16 protein-coding genes and 1 riboswitch are annotated in these 17,742 nt (G+C 37.0%); of the genes, 14 read left to right on the forward strand and 2 right to left on the reverse strand.

What is annotated here, in order from left to right; translation table 11 throughout:
• Positions 1-110 precede the first annotated feature (110 nt).
• Both CD128_RS03255 and CD128_RS03260 read right to left on the reverse strand, forming a co-directional pair.
• Positions 111-1,412, reverse strand: a complete 1,302-nt coding sequence (locus tag CD128_RS03255; protein WP_197730764.1) for an LLM class flavin-dependent oxidoreductase — start codon at positions 1,410-1,412, stop codon at positions 111-113.
• Positions 1,413-1,504: 92 nt separating this feature from the next.
• Entirely contained in the window at positions 1,505-2,254 is a 750-nt protein-coding gene (locus CD128_RS03260; protein ID WP_103328651.1) for a 3-oxoacyl-ACP reductase, read from the reverse strand.
• 127 nt (positions 2,255-2,381) lie between these two features.
• Positions 2,382-2,483: riboswitch (TPP riboswitch) on the reverse strand.
• Between the two features lie 385 nt (positions 2,484-2,868).
• On the opposite strand from CD128_RS03260, the gene CD128_RS03265 reads away from it, so the two are divergent.
• The 14 genes from CD128_RS03265 (at position 2,869) to cysC (ending at position 17,688) form a co-directional block, all read left to right on the forward strand.
• Positions 2,869-4,461: a solute:sodium symporter family transporter gene (locus tag CD128_RS03265; protein ID WP_103328652.1), complete on the forward strand. Its 1,593-nt coding sequence runs from the start codon at positions 2,869-2,871 to the stop codon at positions 4,459-4,461.
• 95 nt (positions 4,462-4,556) lie between these two features.
• Positions 4,557-5,762, forward strand: a complete 1,206-nt coding sequence (locus tag CD128_RS03270; RefSeq protein WP_103328653.1) for an MFS transporter — start codon at positions 4,557-4,559, stop codon at positions 5,760-5,762.
• Positions 5,759-6,874 carry a 5,10-methylene-tetrahydrofolate dehydrogenase gene (locus CD128_RS03275; protein ID WP_103328654.1) on the forward strand — a complete coding sequence of 372 codons (1,116 nt, stop codon included), beginning with the start codon at positions 5,759-5,761 and terminating at the stop codon, positions 6,872-6,874. The genes CD128_RS03270 and CD128_RS03275 overlap by 4 nt, the downstream gene beginning before the upstream one ends.
• A gap of 212 nt (positions 6,875-7,086) precedes the next feature.
• Entirely contained in the window at positions 7,087-7,866 is a 780-nt protein-coding gene (locus tag CD128_RS03280; protein ID WP_103328655.1) for a zinc ribbon domain-containing protein, read from the forward strand.
• A 90-nt stretch (positions 7,867-7,956) separates the two neighbouring features.
• The gene (locus CD128_RS03285; RefSeq protein ID WP_103328656.1) at positions 7,957-8,223 is read left to right on the forward strand and encodes a zinc-ribbon domain-containing protein; all 267 of its coding nucleotides are present in this window, start codon (positions 7,957-7,959) and stop codon (positions 8,221-8,223) included.
• Between the two features lie 168 nt (positions 8,224-8,391).
• On the forward strand, positions 8,392-8,781 hold the full coding sequence (locus CD128_RS03290) for a hypothetical protein (protein WP_103328657.1): 390 nt from the start codon (positions 8,392-8,394) through the stop codon (positions 8,779-8,781).
• A 193-nt stretch (positions 8,782-8,974) separates the two neighbouring features.
• Complete coding sequence (locus CD128_RS03295) at positions 8,975-9,706, forward strand: phosphoadenylyl-sulfate reductase (protein ID WP_103328658.1); 732 nt, start codon at positions 8,975-8,977, stop codon at positions 9,704-9,706.
• A 167-nt stretch (positions 9,707-9,873) separates the two neighbouring features.
• Entirely contained in the window at positions 9,874-11,751 is a 1,878-nt protein-coding gene (locus tag CD128_RS03300) for an assimilatory sulfite reductase (NADPH) flavoprotein subunit (RefSeq protein ID WP_103328659.1), read from the forward strand.
• Positions 11,752-11,768: 17 nt separating this feature from the next.
• The gene (cysI, locus tag CD128_RS03305; RefSeq protein WP_103328660.1) at positions 11,769-13,490 is read left to right on the forward strand and encodes an assimilatory sulfite reductase (NADPH) hemoprotein subunit; all 1,722 of its coding nucleotides are present in this window, start codon (positions 11,769-11,771) and stop codon (positions 13,488-13,490) included.
• A 32-nt stretch (positions 13,491-13,522) separates the two neighbouring features.
• A complete protein-coding gene (gene cobA / locus CD128_RS03310) occupies positions 13,523-14,287 on the forward strand; it encodes a uroporphyrinogen-III C-methyltransferase (protein WP_103328661.1) in 765 nt (254 codons plus the stop codon).
• A 54-nt stretch (positions 14,288-14,341) separates the two neighbouring features.
• Positions 14,342-14,953, forward strand: a complete 612-nt coding sequence (locus CD128_RS03315) for an NAD(P)-binding protein (RefSeq protein ID WP_103328662.1) — start codon at positions 14,342-14,344, stop codon at positions 14,951-14,953.
• Between the two features lie 20 nt (positions 14,954-14,973).
• Positions 14,974-15,849, forward strand: a complete 876-nt coding sequence (locus tag CD128_RS03320; RefSeq protein WP_103328663.1) for a sulfite exporter TauE/SafE family protein — start codon at positions 14,974-14,976, stop codon at positions 15,847-15,849.
• Between the two features lie 46 nt (positions 15,850-15,895).
• The gene (gene sat / locus CD128_RS03325) at positions 15,896-17,074 is read left to right on the forward strand and encodes a sulfate adenylyltransferase (RefSeq protein WP_103328664.1); all 1,179 of its coding nucleotides are present in this window, start codon (positions 15,896-15,898) and stop codon (positions 17,072-17,074) included.
• A 14-nt stretch (positions 17,075-17,088) separates the two neighbouring features.
• Entirely contained in the window at positions 17,089-17,688 is a 600-nt protein-coding gene (gene cysC, locus CD128_RS03330; RefSeq protein ID WP_103328665.1) for an adenylyl-sulfate kinase, read from the forward strand.
• The last annotated feature ends 54 nt before the right edge of the window (positions 17,689-17,742 follow it).

A 17,742-nucleotide genomic window follows, 5' to 3' on the forward strand; every position in this document is an offset into this window, starting at 1 on the left:
TAAGTAAGAAGTAAACTCCCGTCGTTACGCATATCGTTTCCTCGATTGACAAGGGTTTTCTTTCAGTCTTAATAGTTTAAAGAACTTTATTAACAAGTTCTATTGAATTTCTAATTTAGCCCTAAGTGATCTCTCAGGGTATGTCCTGTGTACGCTGTGCGATATAAACCGCGACGTTGTAATTCAGGAACAATTAATTCTACAAAGTCTTTTAAGCTATGTGGGAGGGAAGGTGGCATTAAATTAAAGCCATCTGCGACACCTTCGTTGAACCACTGTTCCATTTCGTCTACGATTTCTTCAGGTGTGCCTACTAAAGTGAAATGGCCGCCTCCAGCATTTAAATAGCCCAGTAATTCACGAACAGTCGGTTGTTTGTCATTAATGATTTCAAGGATGGTTTCATAACGACCTTTTGGTCCACTAAACGCTTCAAGCGGTGGCAATTCAGGAACAGGTTCATCAAGTTCCCATTGACTACAATCTTGTTGGACAAAGAAACTTAACTGCTTTAAAGCAGTTTCGACAGGGAGTAATGCGTCTAGTTCTGCTTTTTTAGCTTCCGCTTCTTCATGCGTGCGTCCAACATAGGTTACTAATCCTGGAAAGACTTTAATATATCTTGGATTTTCTGTGTTATGTTTCATTTGAGCATCAAGTCTTTCACGATAGCGTTTCGCTTGTTTCAAATTCCATGATACTGAATAGACGGCATCCGCATATTTCGTAGCTAAAGCAATACCTTGGTTAGATGCGCCAGCTTGCATAGCAACTGGCTTTCCTTGTGGGCTTTGTGGCGTCGTTAGTGGCCCATGCACTTGGAAGTATTTACCTTTATGATGAAGCGGTTGTATCGTTGGCGTATCCATCAACGTACCTGCTTCACGATTAGGTTGAAAGTCTTCAGTAGTCCATGACTCAAACAACCCATTAACGACGCGAGCGAATTCGTCCGCCTTTTCATAACGAACCGCATGCTCAGGCAAGGCCTCCATACTGTGGTTCTGAGCCTCCACATCTGTCATAGAAGTCACTAAATTCCAACCGACGCGCCCGCCAGTGATGTGGTCCAAACTTAATAACTGACGCGCTACCGTGAATGGATTTGAAAATGTACTCGAGATAGTGGGTACCAAACCGACATGATGTGTAACCTGGGAAATAGCTGTTAAGTTAATGAGTGGGTCAAACCAAAAACTTGGCATTGTCGTGAAACCTGGATTGAATGCCTGATTATCCGCAAAGAATACGACATCGAAAAGTCCTCTCTCGGAAAGCTGAGCTAGCTCTTGATAATAGGTAATATCACCGAGACGTTCAACGCTTGAATCAGTTTGTTGCCAAGCTGCCTGATGATGACCGCAACCATAAATTAAAATGCCAATGTGTAATTGTTGTTTCTCTTTCTTCATAATGAATCACTAACACTCCAGTTTGTTGTTGGGATCTTGATTAAATAGAGGAAAACGCGTGTATTAAGTACGTTGCATTTAACTCAAAGGAATTAGTTCATTGTTAAACCGCCATCAACAGTAATGTTTTGTCCGGTAATTCCGTTTGCGGCTTCAGAACTTAAGTACGCTACCATATTTGCCACATCTTGAGGTGTCGTTACTTTACGTAATGGTGTTGTTTGAGCGATTAAGTCAAACACTTCTGGTGTTGTTACTGCACTGGCGTCAGTTGTTTTCAATAAACCGCCAGAAACCATATTTGCTGTAATGCCATATTGACCTAATTCAGCGGCAATATTACGTGTGAAACCGATTAAGCCGGCTTTAGCAGTCGTATATTCATGATATGGCACGACAGGATTTTGGAATAAGTTCGTACCAATACTGATGATACTGCCAGACTTGCGTTCAATAAATTGAGGAACAACACTTTGAGCGACATTAAATGCTGCCTTTAACGTACCATCAATTTGTTGTTGGTAATCTTCCCAGCTTAAGTCTTTAAACGCTTTTTGAGCAACGGGATCGAACTTGAAGTTAACTAATGCATTGTTCACGACTACGTCAATTTGTCCGAAATGCGCTGTCGCTTCTTTAACTAAACGTTCCACTTCTTCACGTTGCGTCACGTTTGCTTGTAGTGCGATTGCGTTATCACCTAATTCAGTTGCTAACTGTTCAGCAGCTTCTTTACTCTTATTGTAATTAATGACAACTTGAAATCCTTGTGACACTAATGTTCTTGCGATGACTGCGCCTAAACCACGGCCACCGCCTGTTACTAATACTGTTCTTGCCATTGCACGAGCCTCCATCACTTTCATTTACAGTAAAAAAATACGCAACCTTCACTAGGAAAGTTGCGTAAATAATAGATATGTATATATAAGTAAGAGATTGACACATTTGTCATCTCTATTGGCATCTAAAATTTATCCCACACTTTCCTACGCTAGTATGAACTAGTTCAGGTTCAAAGGGTTCGAGGACGCGCCTCATCTCAGTTAAAAAACACCCCTAGTGCATATATTAATACTATATTTACAATGTATAATTTTTAAATTTAGAAGTCAAGACAATTGCAGACGGTAAACCTCTGTGCGTCATTTATTCATTTTTAGCCGAAAAGGTTAGCGGATTATTATAAATTTCATAATATAATTAATTAATCTAAATTAATTAAAAATTGAGTTGTAAAATTTATTGAAAATCATTAAAATGAAAAACGCACAAGTTTTATGATTGGAAAAGTATCGAAAATTATTTTAATGTAAATAAGTATCATATAGTAGGTTTCATAAAATTTTCAAGCTGCCAAAGGGGATAGGAACGTTAAATGAGAATTTAACGTTTTTTTGTTGCAAAGAATGACGATTGCAATTTCTAAAAATTTTATAAGGAGAGCGAAAGAAGTATGAATTGGATAGCGATTCTATTATTCTTAGGCGTAGTTATCGGTATTAGTGTTTATGCGTATTGGCGCTCGAAAAAAGTACAAACCGATAGCGCAGATGGTTATTTTATGGGAGGCAATACCTTAACAGGTTTCACAATTGCTTCAACCATTATCATGACCAACCTATCGACGGAACAGTTAGTAGGTCAGAATGGTCAAAGTTATGGTAAAGGTATGGAAGTTATGGCGTGGGAAATTACTGCTGCCGTAGCGGTAGTCTTACTAGCATGGGTCTTCCTTCCTAAATATTTACGTTATGGTGTTTCGACCATTTCTGAATTCTTAGAGATGAGATACGATACATTTACGAAACGCTTTGTATCAATCTTATTTATCTTTACGTATGTTGTATCATTTATGCCAGTAGTTTTATATTCAGGTTCTTTAGTATTTAATAAAATGTTCCATGTTGGAGATTATTTAGGCGTAAGTGACACGACGGCCACTATTATCATTTCACTAACGATTGGTATTATTGGTGTGCTTTACCTCTTTGTAGGTGGTTTATCTATAAGCGCGTTCAGTGACTCTATTTACGGTATTGGCTTAATCGTTGGAGGTTTGATTGTTACATTAATTGGTCTACACCATGTAGGCGATGGTGGTTTCGTTAAAGGTTTCGACCATATCGTACAACATACTCCAGAGAAACTGAATGCATTCGGGGCTGTAGATTCAGATATCGTCCCATGGCCAACATTATTCTTTGGTATGTTTTTCAATAACTTATTCTTCTGGTGCGCGAACCAAATGATCGTTCAAAAAGCACTCGCCGCTAAAAACTTACAAGAATCACAAAAAGGTGCCATTTACTTAAGTATCTTTAAAGTATTTGGTCCAATCTTCACAGTGATTCCTGGTATCATTGCATATAATTATTTCAATGGTGGTATCGATAAAAATGACAATGCTTATCCAGCGTTAATCCAAAGCATTCTACCAGATTGGTCATTAGGTCTCTTTGGTGCTGTTATCTTTGGTGCCATCTTAAGTTCATTTGTCGGTTCATTAAACAGCACAACCACATTATTCACATACGATTTCTATAAACCCATCTTTGGTAAGAAAGCCTCAGATAAACACATTGCCCGCGTAGGACATATTGCGACAGTCGTAATTGGTGCTATTTGTGTCGGTCTTTCACCATTTATCTCATTATTCCCAAGTGGTTTATATGCGATTGTACAACAATTTAACGGCGTTTATAGTATGCCAGTTCTTGCATTAGTGCTTGTAGCATTCTTCTCTAGACGTACCTCTAAGTTAGGTGCTAAAGTAGCACTGTTTACACATATTATTTTATATGTCATTGTAAGCTTGGCATTCCCACAAATTAATTATCTTTATACATTTAGTGTGATTTTCTTTATTGATTTAATCATTGTAATGATATTCAATAAATTGAAACCATCTAACGAATTTGATTTAAATATAAATAAAGCTAAAGTGGACATCACACCTTGGAAATATCGCTACGTTGCAGGCACTATTATTCTTGCTTTAGTTGTAATTATTTATATCATCTTCTCGCCATTAGTACTGGCTAAATAAAGCACATTAACGTATAACGTGTACGTTTAAAGTGGTAATTTACATTTAAACGTACACTTTTTGCTTATTTTTTGAAAAAGGAGGGAGTAAACCTAATGTACACGATTGGACTCGTACCTTCGCCTGGTGTGGCACGTAAACATGTCGACCATGCGATACCCAAGATACAAGACTTACTCCAACAACGTATTGATAGTAACACTGAGTGGAAGTTCGACATCAAAGTCGACTTATTAATCGGTTCAGCGGAAGATGTGCACGAAAGTATAGACAAAGCAGCTGAGTTAAAAGAACAACATGAATGGGATTTCGTCGTTTGCATTACCGATTTACCAAGTATCTCAGGCAATAAAGTCGTGATTAGTGACTTTAACAATGAACAACAAATCGCAATGGTATCAATGCCATCATTAGGCTGGTTCAATTTAAAACACAAATTAGTTAACAGTATAACTTCATTAATTGAACAATTGTACTATGACAAACCAAATCCACACCCAAAAATTTCTATGCTGATTCGTCCAAAAGCAGTGGAACCAAGTGAGGATAATAGTACAAAGCAACGTTATATTAATCCTTTCCTAGTACTTGGGTGGATTCAACTTATATTAGGATTAACACGGGCGAATGAACCGTGGAAGAATATCTTTAACTTTAAAAAGATCATTTCTGTGGCATTTGCGACAGGGACTTATGTGTCTATCTTTTCAATGCCATGGGAATTAAGTGTTCAATATTCTATTTATCGTTTTATCATATTAATGCTCATTGCAATTATAGGCATGGCAGGTTGGTTACTTTATGCCCATCAACTATTTGAACGTAAAACGTCGAAGTCGCAACGTGTCTATCGTTATACGTATAACGCTACGACGATGCTTACATTAATTTTAATTACATTGATGAACTATGCGATTTTATATATCTTATTATCTATCAGTATTTCATTATTTGTACCTGTGAGTTTATTTAATAGCTGGACGAGCGCGAACCCGGATTTTACTTTTCTAAATTATTTAAAACTACTATGGTTCGTCGCATCATTAGGTTTACTCGCTGGCGCAATGGGTTCTACGGTAGAGGACGAAGAAAAGATTCGACGCATTACGTATTCATATCGCCAGTACCATCGTTATAAAGAAGCGGAACAAGAGCAAGAAGAAGAAAGAGACAAACAGCAATCTGCCTCTCAAGATGAGTCACAACAAAATGTTGAGCAATCCGCTTCAAATAAAGAAGATAAAGATGAAGACCAATACGAAGGCAAGAAACAAGACCACAGAGAGGAGGATGAATCATGAGTAACAATGACGAAAAAGTGATTGGATTAGTTGTCGCGCCGGGTGTTACAGAAACTCTAGGCGAAAGTTTGATTGATGATTTACCAAACATCTTATCGCAACAACCTAATAATCAAACCGATTGGAAGATTGATCTCGTGGTTGATCCTCTGACTGGTTTCGCAGAATCTGTAGAAGAAATCTTCAAGAAAATTCATGATTATCACGATGAAAGACAATGGGATTATGTAGTAGGACTTACAGATTTGCCTATGTTTTATCAGCAACATGTACTCGCTTTAGATATTAACAAGAAGAACGGAGCGGCCATTTTTTCATATCCCGCATTTGGATGGCGACCGGTTAAGAATCGTTTCAAGAATGCTATTGTGGGAATTATTAATGAAGTACATCGCTCAGAAGAACAGAATGAAGCGTACGATGATGATGATAGCGTTAAACACATGTTAAGTAAGCAGTTTCCTTTCTCAAATATTAAAAAAACAGAAGTTTATTTAGAAGAAACAGAAACGAAGCATTTACGTTATTTATCTAATTCACGTTCTGCAGGTATGTTGCGTTTAGTTAGTGGCATGACCTTCGCGAATAACCCATTAAACATGATGGCAAGTTTAAGTAATATCGTTGCTATTGCGTTTACTACAGGCGCCTTTGGTTTAATCTTCACAACCATGTGGCAGATGAGTATGGAATTCTCCATGTGGCGTCTTTTCGGCATATCAATCATCGCGGTGCTAGGTATGTTGATATGGATTATGCTATCCCACGATTTATGGGAACCTGTAAAGCAGAGTAAGAATAAACGCATCACATGGTTATACAATTTAACGACTATTATGACATTATTTATTGCCATTATTATTTATTACATTATCTTGTATTTATTATTCTTAACCGCAGAAATAGTGCTATTACCGGCTAATTTCTTAGGACAACAACTAGGATTGAAAGGGCCAGCAGGTATTAATTTATATCTCAGCATTCCATGGTTCGCTGCTTCAATTTCTACTGTTGCAGGTGCAATTGGCGCTGGTTTATTAAATGATCAACTAATTAAAGAAAGTACGTACGGCTATCGACAACAAATGCGTTATAACGATAGAAATCAATGATAATTAAGTTTATAAAGCCAATTGGAGTTATCTTGCTTCGATTGGCTTTATTTTTGTATTTTATTTTCCAGGAAAATAAATATAGAAAATTTCAAAAAAGTCATTTAAAATTAAGCGTAAATACTACGTGTGTATACATTAAAAATAGAAAAACCTTATTTCACACTCATCATTGTTATTACACTCATCAAGAAGTGAAAGGAAGGTCATTTATGAAATATTGTCCTCAATGTGGAAGTCCAATCAACGCTAACCAACGTTTCTGTAATAAATGTGGTTATGATTTAAAAGCATTTGAACAGTATCGAGATAGCGGGATTTATTTCCAACCTCAACCACCAGAACCACCTCAACAAAAGCGAAAAGTTTGGCCGTGGGTTGTAATAGGTGCGCTTATTATTGCTATTATCATAGCAAGCTGTCTTACATATTATTTCTTCTTTATTAAAGACGAACAACATACGTCAAACGAAGCTACAACTACCCAACATACGTCAAAAACTGAAAAACAAAAAAATGAACATAAAGCATCCAATGACGCTAAAAAATCTGAAAAACATGAAACTGAAAAAGAGAACAAGGTTAAATCTCCAAAAATTGATGTCATGAGTGAAGATTTCGAAAGAACCTATATGCAAAGTAATAATTTAGGTGGATATATGGGCGTGCGTAAAGGTATGACACGTTCAGAAGTTGAAAAACTTGTAGGTAAATCTACCGGCACTTTAAAAGTAGATGGCTTTAAATGGGAATCTACTAAATATGGCAATTTAACAGTGGATTATGATAGTAAAGGCGAGGACGGCAAAGTTATAGCAGTCGGTGTATCACCAGACCATGTCTCAACAAGTGAATTTCTTGATCGTTATCCCTCTTATGATGATTATAGCGGTTCAGAAATTGTTTATAACAACTTTAAAGGCAATGGTTATTTAGTTGCCGTAGATATTGATCACGGATATATTGCTAAAATCCAATGTCTTGCTGAATAAATTGCAACATATCACTTTTAATTTACTAATATCCAAATTTCACAAACAACTCAGTCCTTAAATCATGAAAAGTGAAAGGTAGATGAATATATGAAATATTGTCCTCAATGTGGTAGCCCATTAAAAGATAATCAACACTTTTGTAATAGATGTGGTTGTGATATCCAAAACTTTAAATGTGGCTACACTCAAGAAAATGATTATTTTCCACAAGAACCGAAGCGAAAACGTCGTATTTGGCCGTTTGTAGTTATCGCCATATTTGTAATTGTGGTTATAGGAAGCAGTTGCTTCGCGTATTATCACTTTTTCTTAAAAGGGAATGAACAAGCACAAAGTAAACCGTCCACTACTTAGCATGTTGCCAAAGAGGAAGAGAAACCAGGAGAGCATAAAATTTCAAATGACCCTAAAAAAGCTGAAAAACAAAGGGCTGAAGAAGAAAAAGCAGAGAAAGCAGATAAAGATAATGAGCCACACCCACCTAAAATAGATGTCCTTAGCAAAAATTTTGAAGAATCATTTATGCATAAAAATACTGTAAATGAATACATGGGTGTTCGAAAAGGCATGAAAAAAGAAGAAGTAGAAAAGATGTATGGTAAAGGCGAACCACTTCCTCATATAGAAGGAATGGATAATGACTTTATAAGATATGGTAATTTAGCAATTATTTATAATCCTCGGACTCACGATAATACAGTATGGGGCATTTCTGTAGTTCCTGACAATATAACTGAGGGAGAATTTTTAAAGAGATATTATGCATATGATCACCGCTCAGGATCTGGAGATATTATTTATGATAGCAATAAACATAATGGTTACAGTATTATTGTTCGAGTAAAAAATGGTAAAGTCGTTTTAATAGATTGTGCCCCTGAAGATAGTGGCATTTTTGTTCCAGAACATTAATATTTAAAACCACTTTAGATTAAAGCTAGAGTGGTTTTTGTCTATCGTATTGTTTCTTCTTTTCTCAAAGATACTCCTCAAATTCACTTGACTTTCTAGGCAAAACTCGATAAAGTATTAACATATTATTCTGACAATTCCGATAGGTATTAGATAAATAAATTTGTGAACACTGAGGGGGGACCATAAGTTTATGTCAGTACCGAAGATTACGTATGAGACTTTTAATGGAGATCCATTTATCGACGCTATTTCCACAGATGACGCTACAAAGGGCGCTTACGAAATTTTAGAATGGGCATACCGCACATATGGTGACTCTATCGTTTATTCATGTAGTTTCGGAGCAGAAAGTATGGTGCTTATTAATTTGATTTCTCAAATTAAACCAGATGCTCAAATTGTATTTTTAGATACGAATTTACATTTTCAAGAAACGTATGACTTAATTGATAGAGTGAAAGAACGCTTTCCACAACTTCGCATTGAAATGAAGCAACCTGACTTAACGCTTGAAGAACAAGCGGAGAAATATAATCCAGCACTATGGAAGAACAATCCTAACCAATGCTGTTACATTAGAAAGATTAAACCGTTAGAAGAGGTATTAGGTGGCGCAGTCGCTTGGGTTTCAGGCTTACGTCGTGACCAATCTCCAACGCGTGCACACACTAATTTCATCAATAAAGATGAACGCTTTAAATCGATTAAAGTTTGTCCATTAATTTATTGGACTGAAGATGAAGTTTGGGATTATATCAAAGCGCACAACTTACCATACAATGAATTACATGATCAACATTATCCAAGTATTGGTTGTATTCCATGTACTGCACCTGTTTTTGACTCTGAAGATTCTCGTGCAGGGCGTTGGTCTAATTTTGAAAAGACTGAATGTGGTCTCCACGTTGCAGATAAGCCTTAATGATTAAGGTAAAAAATTTTTGAATATAAAGCCTAGTATTCTGATAGGTTTTAGAAAATAAAAATATATCCGAATTTTATTGTAAATCCGGATATATTTCTTACATAATAAAGATAGTATCTAAATAAAATAAAATTGTATTCTTACGGAATAAGAGGTGGATAACATTGAATTTAAGTGTCACAAATAGTCCTTTTACAGAAGGGCAAGCCACACAAATTAATGAATTACTACAGACGCTTACACCAGAACAAAAGGTATGGTTAAGTGGTTACTTAGTTGCGAACCAACAATTTTCAGCAAATGGTGCACCGGCCCAATCTCAAACTGGGGCATCAAATCAAGCGACAGTTCAAGGCGAACTATCTGCCAATACAGAAGCCATGTTGCAAGATAAAGAACCTACCATTACACCTGAGAAACGTAGTATCACATTACTTTATGGTTCTGAAACAGGTAATGCACAAGGTTTAGCGGAAATCTTTGAAGAACGTTTATCAAACATTGGTCATAACGTTACTTTAAAAGCAATGGATGAATTTAAACCTAAAAATCTTAAAAACGTTGAAGACTTATTCATCATTACATCTACACAAGGCGAAGGAGATCCACCAGATAACGCTGCTGAACTTCATGAGTTTCTTCATGGACGTAAAGCACCGAAACTTGAAGGCGTGCGCTTCTCTGTATTAGCGCTTGGGGACCAAACTTATGAGTTCTTCTGTCAAACAGGTCGTGACTTTGATAGAAAGCTTGGCGAATTAGGCGCTGAAAGAATTTATGAACGCGTATATTGCGATGTGGATTATGAAGAAGACGCTGAAAAGTGGATGGCAAACGTTATCAATGCTATCGATACAGCACCAGAAGGCATACAAAACGAACAAGTAGTCAGTGAATCTATTAAATCGGCAAAAGAGAAGAAATTCTCAAAATCAAATCCATATCAAGCAGAAGTGTTAGAAAACATTAACTTAAATGGTCGAGGGTCTAATAAAGAAACACGGCATATTGAATTCTTATTAGATAACTTTGGAGAAGAATATGAAGTGGGCGATTGTTTAGTCGTCTTACCGCAAAACGATCCAGCATTAGTTGAATTACTTATCAGTACATTAGGCTGGGACCCAGAAGAACAAGTTCAAATTTCTGATGAAGGTGATACTTTATCACTTGAAGATGCTTTAACAACACACTTCGAAATCACAAAATTAACAAAACCATTACTTATCAATGCAGCATCATTATTTGATAATGAAGAGCTCAATGAAAAAGTCGAAGATAACGAATGGATTCAAAGTTATATTGAAGGTCGTGACTTAATCGACTTATTAAATGATTTCAATACAACAGAATTACAACCGGAAAATTTATATCAATTACTTAGAAAATTACCACCAAGAGAATATTCAATTTCGAGTAGTTACAAAGCTTTACCAGACGAAGTCCACATTACAGTTGGCGCAGTGAGATACAATTCGCATGGCCGTGATCGCTCAGGTGTATGTTCTGTACAATTTGCTGAACGTATTCAACCAGGTGATACAGTGCCAATTTATTTAAAACGTAATCCAAACTTCAAGTTCCCAACAGATGGTGACACACCAGTGATTATGATTGGTCCTGGTACAGGTATTGCGCCATTTAGAGCGTATATGCAAGAACGTGAAGAACGTGGATTCAAAGGTAACACTTGGTTATTCTTTGGTGACCAACACTTTACAACAGACTTCTTGTATCAAACTGAATGGCAAGAATGGTTGAAAGACGGTACATTAGGCAAAATGGACGTCGCATTCTCACGCGATACAGATGAAAAAGTTTATGTGCAACATCGCATTTCAGAACATAGTGCACAGTTTAATGAATGGCTACAAAATGGCGCTTCAATTTATATTTGTGGCGATGAAAAGAACATGGCCAAAGACGTACATCAAGCGATTCGCAATGTCTTAATTAAAGAACAAAACTTATCTGAAGAAGATGCTGAAGCATATCTTAAACAAATGAAGAAAGATAAACGTTATCAACGTGATGTGTACTAAAGAAGGGGTGGTATTTAATGGCTAAAACAAATAAGCAAATAACTGATGAATTAAACCAAAAGCTTGACGCCTTAGAATATCTCAAAGACGATAGTAATTATTTACGTGGAACGATTGAACAAGGTTTAGCAGATCCTTTAACTGGTGCTATTTCTGACGATGATACGAAATTATTAAAGTTCCATGGTAGCTATCAACAAGATGATAGAGATATACGTGATGAACGTCGTAAACAGAAGCTTGAACCAGCATACAGCTTCATGATTCGTGTCCGTCTACCAGGGGGTAAAGCGACGCCAGAACAATGGTTAGCAATGGATGATATTTCTGAACGTTACGGTAACCAAACGATGAAGTTAACGACACGTCAAACGTTCCAATTCCATGGCATTTTAAAACGCAATCTAAAATCTTCAATGCAAAAGATTAACGAAGCAGTACTTGATACGATTGCAGCATGCGGAGACGTCAATCGTAATACGATGTGTAACCCTAACCCATATCAATCAAGTATTCATAAGGAAATTAATGATTATGCGACAGCGATTAGTGATCATTTATTACCTAAAACAAATGCGTATCACGAAATTTGGTTAGATGGAGAGAAAGTTTTAGATTCAGCTGAAGAAGTGGAACCAATGTACGGTAAAAAATATTTACCACGTAAATTTAAAATTGGTATCGCGGTTCCACCTTCAAATGACATTGATGTCTACTCTCAAGATATTGGTCTTATCGCTATTGTGGAGAATGAAGAACTTATCGGATTTAATGTCACAATCGGTGGCGGTATGGGTATGACACATGGTAACCCTGATACGTATCCTCAAGTAGGACGTTTAGCTGGATTTATCCCTAAAGATAAAGCTGTTGACGTTTGTGAGAAGATTTTAACGATTCAACGCGACTACGGCAATCGTGAGAATCGTAAAAATGCACGCTTCAAATATACTGTAGACCGTTTAGGTGTGGACAAGGTAGTTGAAGAACTTAATTCACGCTTAGGATGGAATATTGAAGAAGCACGTGACTTCGAATTTGAACATAACGGCGACCGTTTAGGTTGGATTGAAGGCGAAGAAGGCGTTTGGAATTATACGTTATTTATTCAAAATGGACGCGTTAAAGATACAGAAGATTATCAATTAAAAACGGCATTGCGAAAAATCGCAGAAACACATACGGGCGACTTCAGATTATCTCCAAACCAAAATTTAATTATTGCAAATGTAACTCCTGAGAAAAAAGAAGAAATTCAAAGTCTTATTGACCAATATGGTTTAACAGACGGTAAGAATTATACAGGCTTACGACGTAATTCAATGGCTTGCGTAGCCTTTCCAACATGTGGCTTGGCTATGGCAGAATCAGAACGTTACCTACCATCTTTAATTTCTAAGATTGAGGATTTATTAGATGAAGCGGGACTAAATGATGAAGAGATTACGATTCGTATGACAGGTTGTCCAAATGGTTGTGCGAGACCAGCACTTGCTGAAATTGCATTTATCGGTAAAGCACCTGGTAAATACAATATGTATTTAGGTGGTGGCTTTAAAGGTGAACGCTTAAATAAATTGTATAAAGAGAATATTGGCGAACAAGAAATTCTTGAAAGTTTACGTCCTATTCTTATGGATTATGGTAAAGAACGTCTTGAAGGTGAACATTTCGGTGACTTTGTTATTCGCTCTGGTGTAGTAGCTAAAGTTCACGGTGGCCAAGATTTCCATAATTAATTTTCAAAAAAGAAATAACGGGGGGTGACAGGATGGGAAAAGTTTATCTCGTAGGCGCAGGGCCTGGTGATCCTGATTTATTGACGATTAAAGGTATGAAAGCAATTCAAGCGGCAGATGTTATTCTGTATGATCGTTTAGTGAATAAAGAAATCTTAGAATTAGCGAAACCATCAACGAAATTCTTCTATTGTGGTAAAGATCCGAATAAATATTCCCTACCGCAAGAGGAAACGAATCGAATGTTGGTAAGTTTAGCTAAGAAGGGGCATACGATTACGCGTTTAAAAGGGGGCGACCCGTTTGTCTTCGGTCGTGGTGGTGAAGAGGCAGAAATCTTAGCGCAACACCAAATCCCATTTGAAATCGTCCCTGGTATTACTTCAGGTATTGCAGCACCAGCTTATGCGGGCATTCCAGTAACGCATAGAGATTATAGCTCTTCAGTCGCGTTTGTCACAGCCGTTAACAAACCCGGTATGTCGAAAGAAGCGTACTGGGAACATCTTGCACACGGTCCAGAAACATTATGTGTTTATATGGGTGTGAAACGATTGCCTGAAATTTGTGAATTGCTTATCCATCATGGTAAATCGACAGATACACCTGTGGCGTTAGTACATTTAGGAACGACTGCTTCCCAGAAGACTGTTACCGGCACATTAGGCACGATTGTCGAACAAGCATCTGAGATTAAGAATCCGGCGATGATTGTGGTTGGTGATGTAGTGCAAATGAGACAGAAGATTAGCTGGTTTAAAGAACAAGTTGCTGATTTAGAAATGACCTTACCTTAGTTATAATGTAGGTACATAAATCGGCATAGAGGCGAAGTGAATGGGGGAAACAGTATGAATAGTATGCCACTTATGATTGATTTAACTGATAAATATATTGTCATTGTTGGTGGTGGAAAAGTAGCAACAAGACGGGCCACTACATTAATAGCGTATTGTCCCAATATTCATATTGTGAGTCCTTCACTCACACCAGCCTTACACACTTTAGTGACTGAAGGTCGCATTACATGGAGTGAAAAAGCCTTTGAACCAAGTGATTTAGAAGGAGCTTACCTTGTAGTAGTTGCGACAAATGAGCCTGAAGTGAATGCGCAAGTGAAAGCAAGTTTACCTCAAGGGGTTTTACTTAATCACGCAGCAGATGCACAGGAAGGAGACGTCACATTTCCTAGCATTTTACAACGTGGAAGACTAACGATGAGTGTCTCAACGAATGGCGCTAGTCCTAAACTAGGCGCGCAAATCATCTCCAAATTAAGTGGAATGTACGATGAACGTTATGACACCTATATAGAATTTTTGTATCAAAGCAGACAGCGTATTAAAGCATTACCAATTGAGCCATCTGAAAAGCAAAATTTATTACAACAAATTTTATCTGAAACTTACTTGAATGAAGATAAGCAACGAGAATTCATGCGATGGCTCCAATCACAAGTTTAATATGAAGGGGCGTGTGATATATGAAGAAATTATTTATATTTGCATTAGCTGGATTTTTAGCCCAACTTGTTGATGGATCACTCGGAATGGGTTTCGGGGCCTCATCATCATCTATTTTGTTAACGTATGGTATTGCACCTGCGATTGTATCAGCCACTGTACACTTTTCCGAAATTGCTACAACAGCAGCTTCAGGGACGTCACATTGGAAATTTGAAAATGTACATAAACCGACCATGTTAAAGCTAGCGATTCCTGGTTCAATCAGCGGGTTCATTGGCGCAGCATTATTGACGCAAATACATGGAAATTATATTAAGCCATATATCGCTCTGTTCTTACTTTCAATGGGAATTTATATTTTATATCAATTCCTATTTAAGCGACATAAAGAACTTCACGCGCATGTTGGAAAGTTAAGTAGTGCGAAACTTGTGCCACAAGGAGCTATCGCTGGTTTCTTAGATGCCATTGGTGGCGGTGGATGGGGACCGGTCAATACACCTTTATTATTGGCAAGTCATAAGATCCAACCGCGCTATGCTATTGGTACAGTATCAGCGAGTGAGTTTTTCGTTACATTATCAACATCGTTAAGTTTTATTCTCTTTTTAGGTATCACACAAATTAATTGGTGGTTTGTCATCGCGTTAAGTGTTGGCGGTATGATAGCAGCACCTATTTCTGCTTATCTTACTAAGATCTTACCAATTAATATTTTAGCTATTTGTGTAGGTGGGTTAATCATTTTCACAAATAGTAACGCATTGCTGAAATACTTTGATAGCAATGCCACAATAACTAATATTATTAGATTCGCAATTATTTGTGCGATTGTGATTTTAGTGATTATCACACTTATTCGCAACAAAAAATTGTCTTTTTCTTACAAGTAAAACCGAGTAAACTAATCAATTTAATTAGAAAAGGGGTTATGAAGTTATGGCAACTAATGAAACAATTAATAATTACACAATTCAACCACATGGTGGTGAATTAATTAATCGCGTAGTTGAAGGTAAAGAAAGAGAAACTTTAATCGAAGCTGCGAAATCATTTAAGAAGATTACGTTAAATCCATGGGCAATTTCTGATTTAGAGTTAATCGCAATTGGTGGATTTAGTCCATTAACTGGTTTCATGGGTGAAGCGGATTACACTAAAGTTGTTGAAGACACACATCTTGAAAATGGATTAGTGTGGAGTATTCCAATCACATTGCCAGTAACTGAAGACAAAGCAGCTAAATTAGAAGTTGGCGATGACGTGGCGCTTTACGGGGAAGATGGCGAATTATACGGTACATTAAAACTAGAAGAAAAATATACGTATGACAAAGAAAAAGAAGCACAAAATGTCTATGGTACTACTGAAGAAGCACACCCAGGAGTTAAAAAGGTTTATGAAAAAGGTAATGTGTACTTAGCTGGTCCTATCCAATTAGTGAATCGTCCAAAACATGATGAATTCTCAGATTATCATTTAGATCCTGCTGAAACACGTCAATTATTCCATGACCTTGGTTGGAAAACAGTGGTTGGTTTCCAAACACGTAATCCTGTTCACCGCGCACATGAATATATTCAAAAATCAGCGTTAGAAATTGTGGATGGCTTATTATTAAATCCATTAGTAGGTGAAACAAAAGCAGACGATATTCCAGCAGATGTGCGTATGGAAAGTTATCAAGCGATTCTTAAAAACTACTTCCCGAAAGATAGAGCACGTTTAGTCATCTATCCAGCAGCGATGCGTTATGCAGGACCACGTGAAGCCATTTTACATGCGACAGTCCGCAAAAACTATGGTTGTACACATTTCATCGTCGGTCGTGACCACGCAGGTGTAGGGGATTACTATGGCACATATGAAGCTCAAGAACTTATTTCTCAATTTGAAGATGAATTAGATATTCAAATCTTGAAGTTTGAACATGCTTTTTATTGTGAAAAATGTGGCAACATGGCTACCGCAAAAACATGCCCACACGATGCATCAGAACATGTTCATTTAAGTGGTACAAAAGTAAGAGAAAAATTACGTAATGGTGAATCTTTACCAACTAAATTCTCAAGACCAGAAGTAGCAGAAGTATTAATTAGAGGTTTGAAACAAAAATAAGTGGAGGGAAAAGCATGAGTCAATCAAGTAATATTACATGGCACGATTCTGAAGTAACGAAAGCAGATAGACAACAACAGAATGGTCATAAGAGTGTAGTGATTTGGTTTACAGGCCTATCAGGCTCAGGTAAATCAACCGTTTCAGTTGCACTTGAACAAGCATTATTTGAACAAGGGAAACATGCCTATCGTTTAGACGGTGATAATGTTCGTCACGGATTAAATAAGAATTTAGGATTTAGTCCTGAAGATCGTAAAGAGAACATTCGTCGTATTGGCGAAGTAAGTAAACTATTAGTAGATGCTGGTACAATTGCGATTACCGCGTTTATCTCTCCATATAGAGCAGACCGAGATGACGTACGTGCTATCTTGGAAGATGGAGAATTTATCGAAGTTTATACAGAGTGCAGTGTGGAAGAATGTGAGAAAAGAGATCCTAAAGGACTTTATCAAAAAGCACGTTCAGGTGAAATCAAAGAATTCACTGGCATTAGCGCACCATACGAAGCACCAAAACAACCAGAAATTACTATTAATACAGAACAACAAAGTGTAGAAGAATCTGTGGAAGTCATTCTTAACTACTTAAAAGATAAACAATATATTTAAATAGATGATTTGAACGCATTATCGACATTAAACGATGTTGATAATGCGTTTTTT

Origin of the sequence: Staphylococcus croceilyticus, from assembly GCF_002902575.1 — a bacterium.
GTDB classification, from domain to species: Bacteria; Bacillota; Bacilli; order Staphylococcales; family Staphylococcaceae; genus Staphylococcus; species Staphylococcus croceilyticus.

Excerpts from the sequence above, each read along its gene's own strand:
- CD128_RS03255 (WP_197730764.1), bottom strand. The coding sequence starts at position 1,412 with ATGAAGAAAGAGAAACAACAATTACACATTGGCATTTTAATTTATGGT.
- CD128_RS03260 (WP_103328651.1), bottom strand. The coding sequence starts at position 2,254 with ATGGCAAGAACAGTATTAGTAACAGGCGGTGGCCGTGGTTTAGGCGCA.
- CD128_RS03265 (WP_103328652.1), top strand. The coding sequence starts at position 2,869 with ATGAATTGGATAGCGATTCTATTATTCTTAGGCGTAGTTATCGGTATT.
- CD128_RS03270 (WP_103328653.1), top strand. The coding sequence starts at position 4,557 with ATGTACACGATTGGACTCGTACCTTCGCCTGGTGTGGCACGTAAACAT.
- CD128_RS03275 (WP_103328654.1), top strand. The coding sequence starts at position 5,759 with ATGAGTAACAATGACGAAAAAGTGATTGGATTAGTTGTCGCGCCGGGT.
- CD128_RS03280 (WP_103328655.1), top strand. The coding sequence starts at position 7,087 with ATGAAATATTGTCCTCAATGTGGAAGTCCAATCAACGCTAACCAACGT.
- CD128_RS03285 (WP_103328656.1), top strand. The coding sequence starts at position 7,957 with ATGAAATATTGTCCTCAATGTGGTAGCCCATTAAAAGATAATCAACAC.
- CD128_RS03290 (WP_103328657.1), top strand. The coding sequence starts at position 8,392 with ATGCATAAAAATACTGTAAATGAATACATGGGTGTTCGAAAAGGCATG.
- CD128_RS03295 (WP_103328658.1), top strand. The coding sequence starts at position 8,975 with ATGTCAGTACCGAAGATTACGTATGAGACTTTTAATGGAGATCCATTT.
- cysI (WP_103328660.1), top strand. The coding sequence starts at position 11,769 with ATGGCTAAAACAAATAAGCAAATAACTGATGAATTAAACCAAAAGCTT.
- cobA (WP_103328661.1), top strand. The coding sequence starts at position 13,523 with ATGGGAAAAGTTTATCTCGTAGGCGCAGGGCCTGGTGATCCTGATTTA.
- CD128_RS03315 (WP_103328662.1), top strand. The coding sequence starts at position 14,342 with ATGAATAGTATGCCACTTATGATTGATTTAACTGATAAATATATTGTC.
- CD128_RS03320 (WP_103328663.1), top strand. The coding sequence starts at position 14,974 with ATGAAGAAATTATTTATATTTGCATTAGCTGGATTTTTAGCCCAACTT.
- sat (WP_103328664.1), top strand. The coding sequence starts at position 15,896 with ATGGCAACTAATGAAACAATTAATAATTACACAATTCAACCACATGGT.
- cysC (WP_103328665.1), top strand. The coding sequence starts at position 17,089 with ATGAGTCAATCAAGTAATATTACATGGCACGATTCTGAAGTAACGAAA.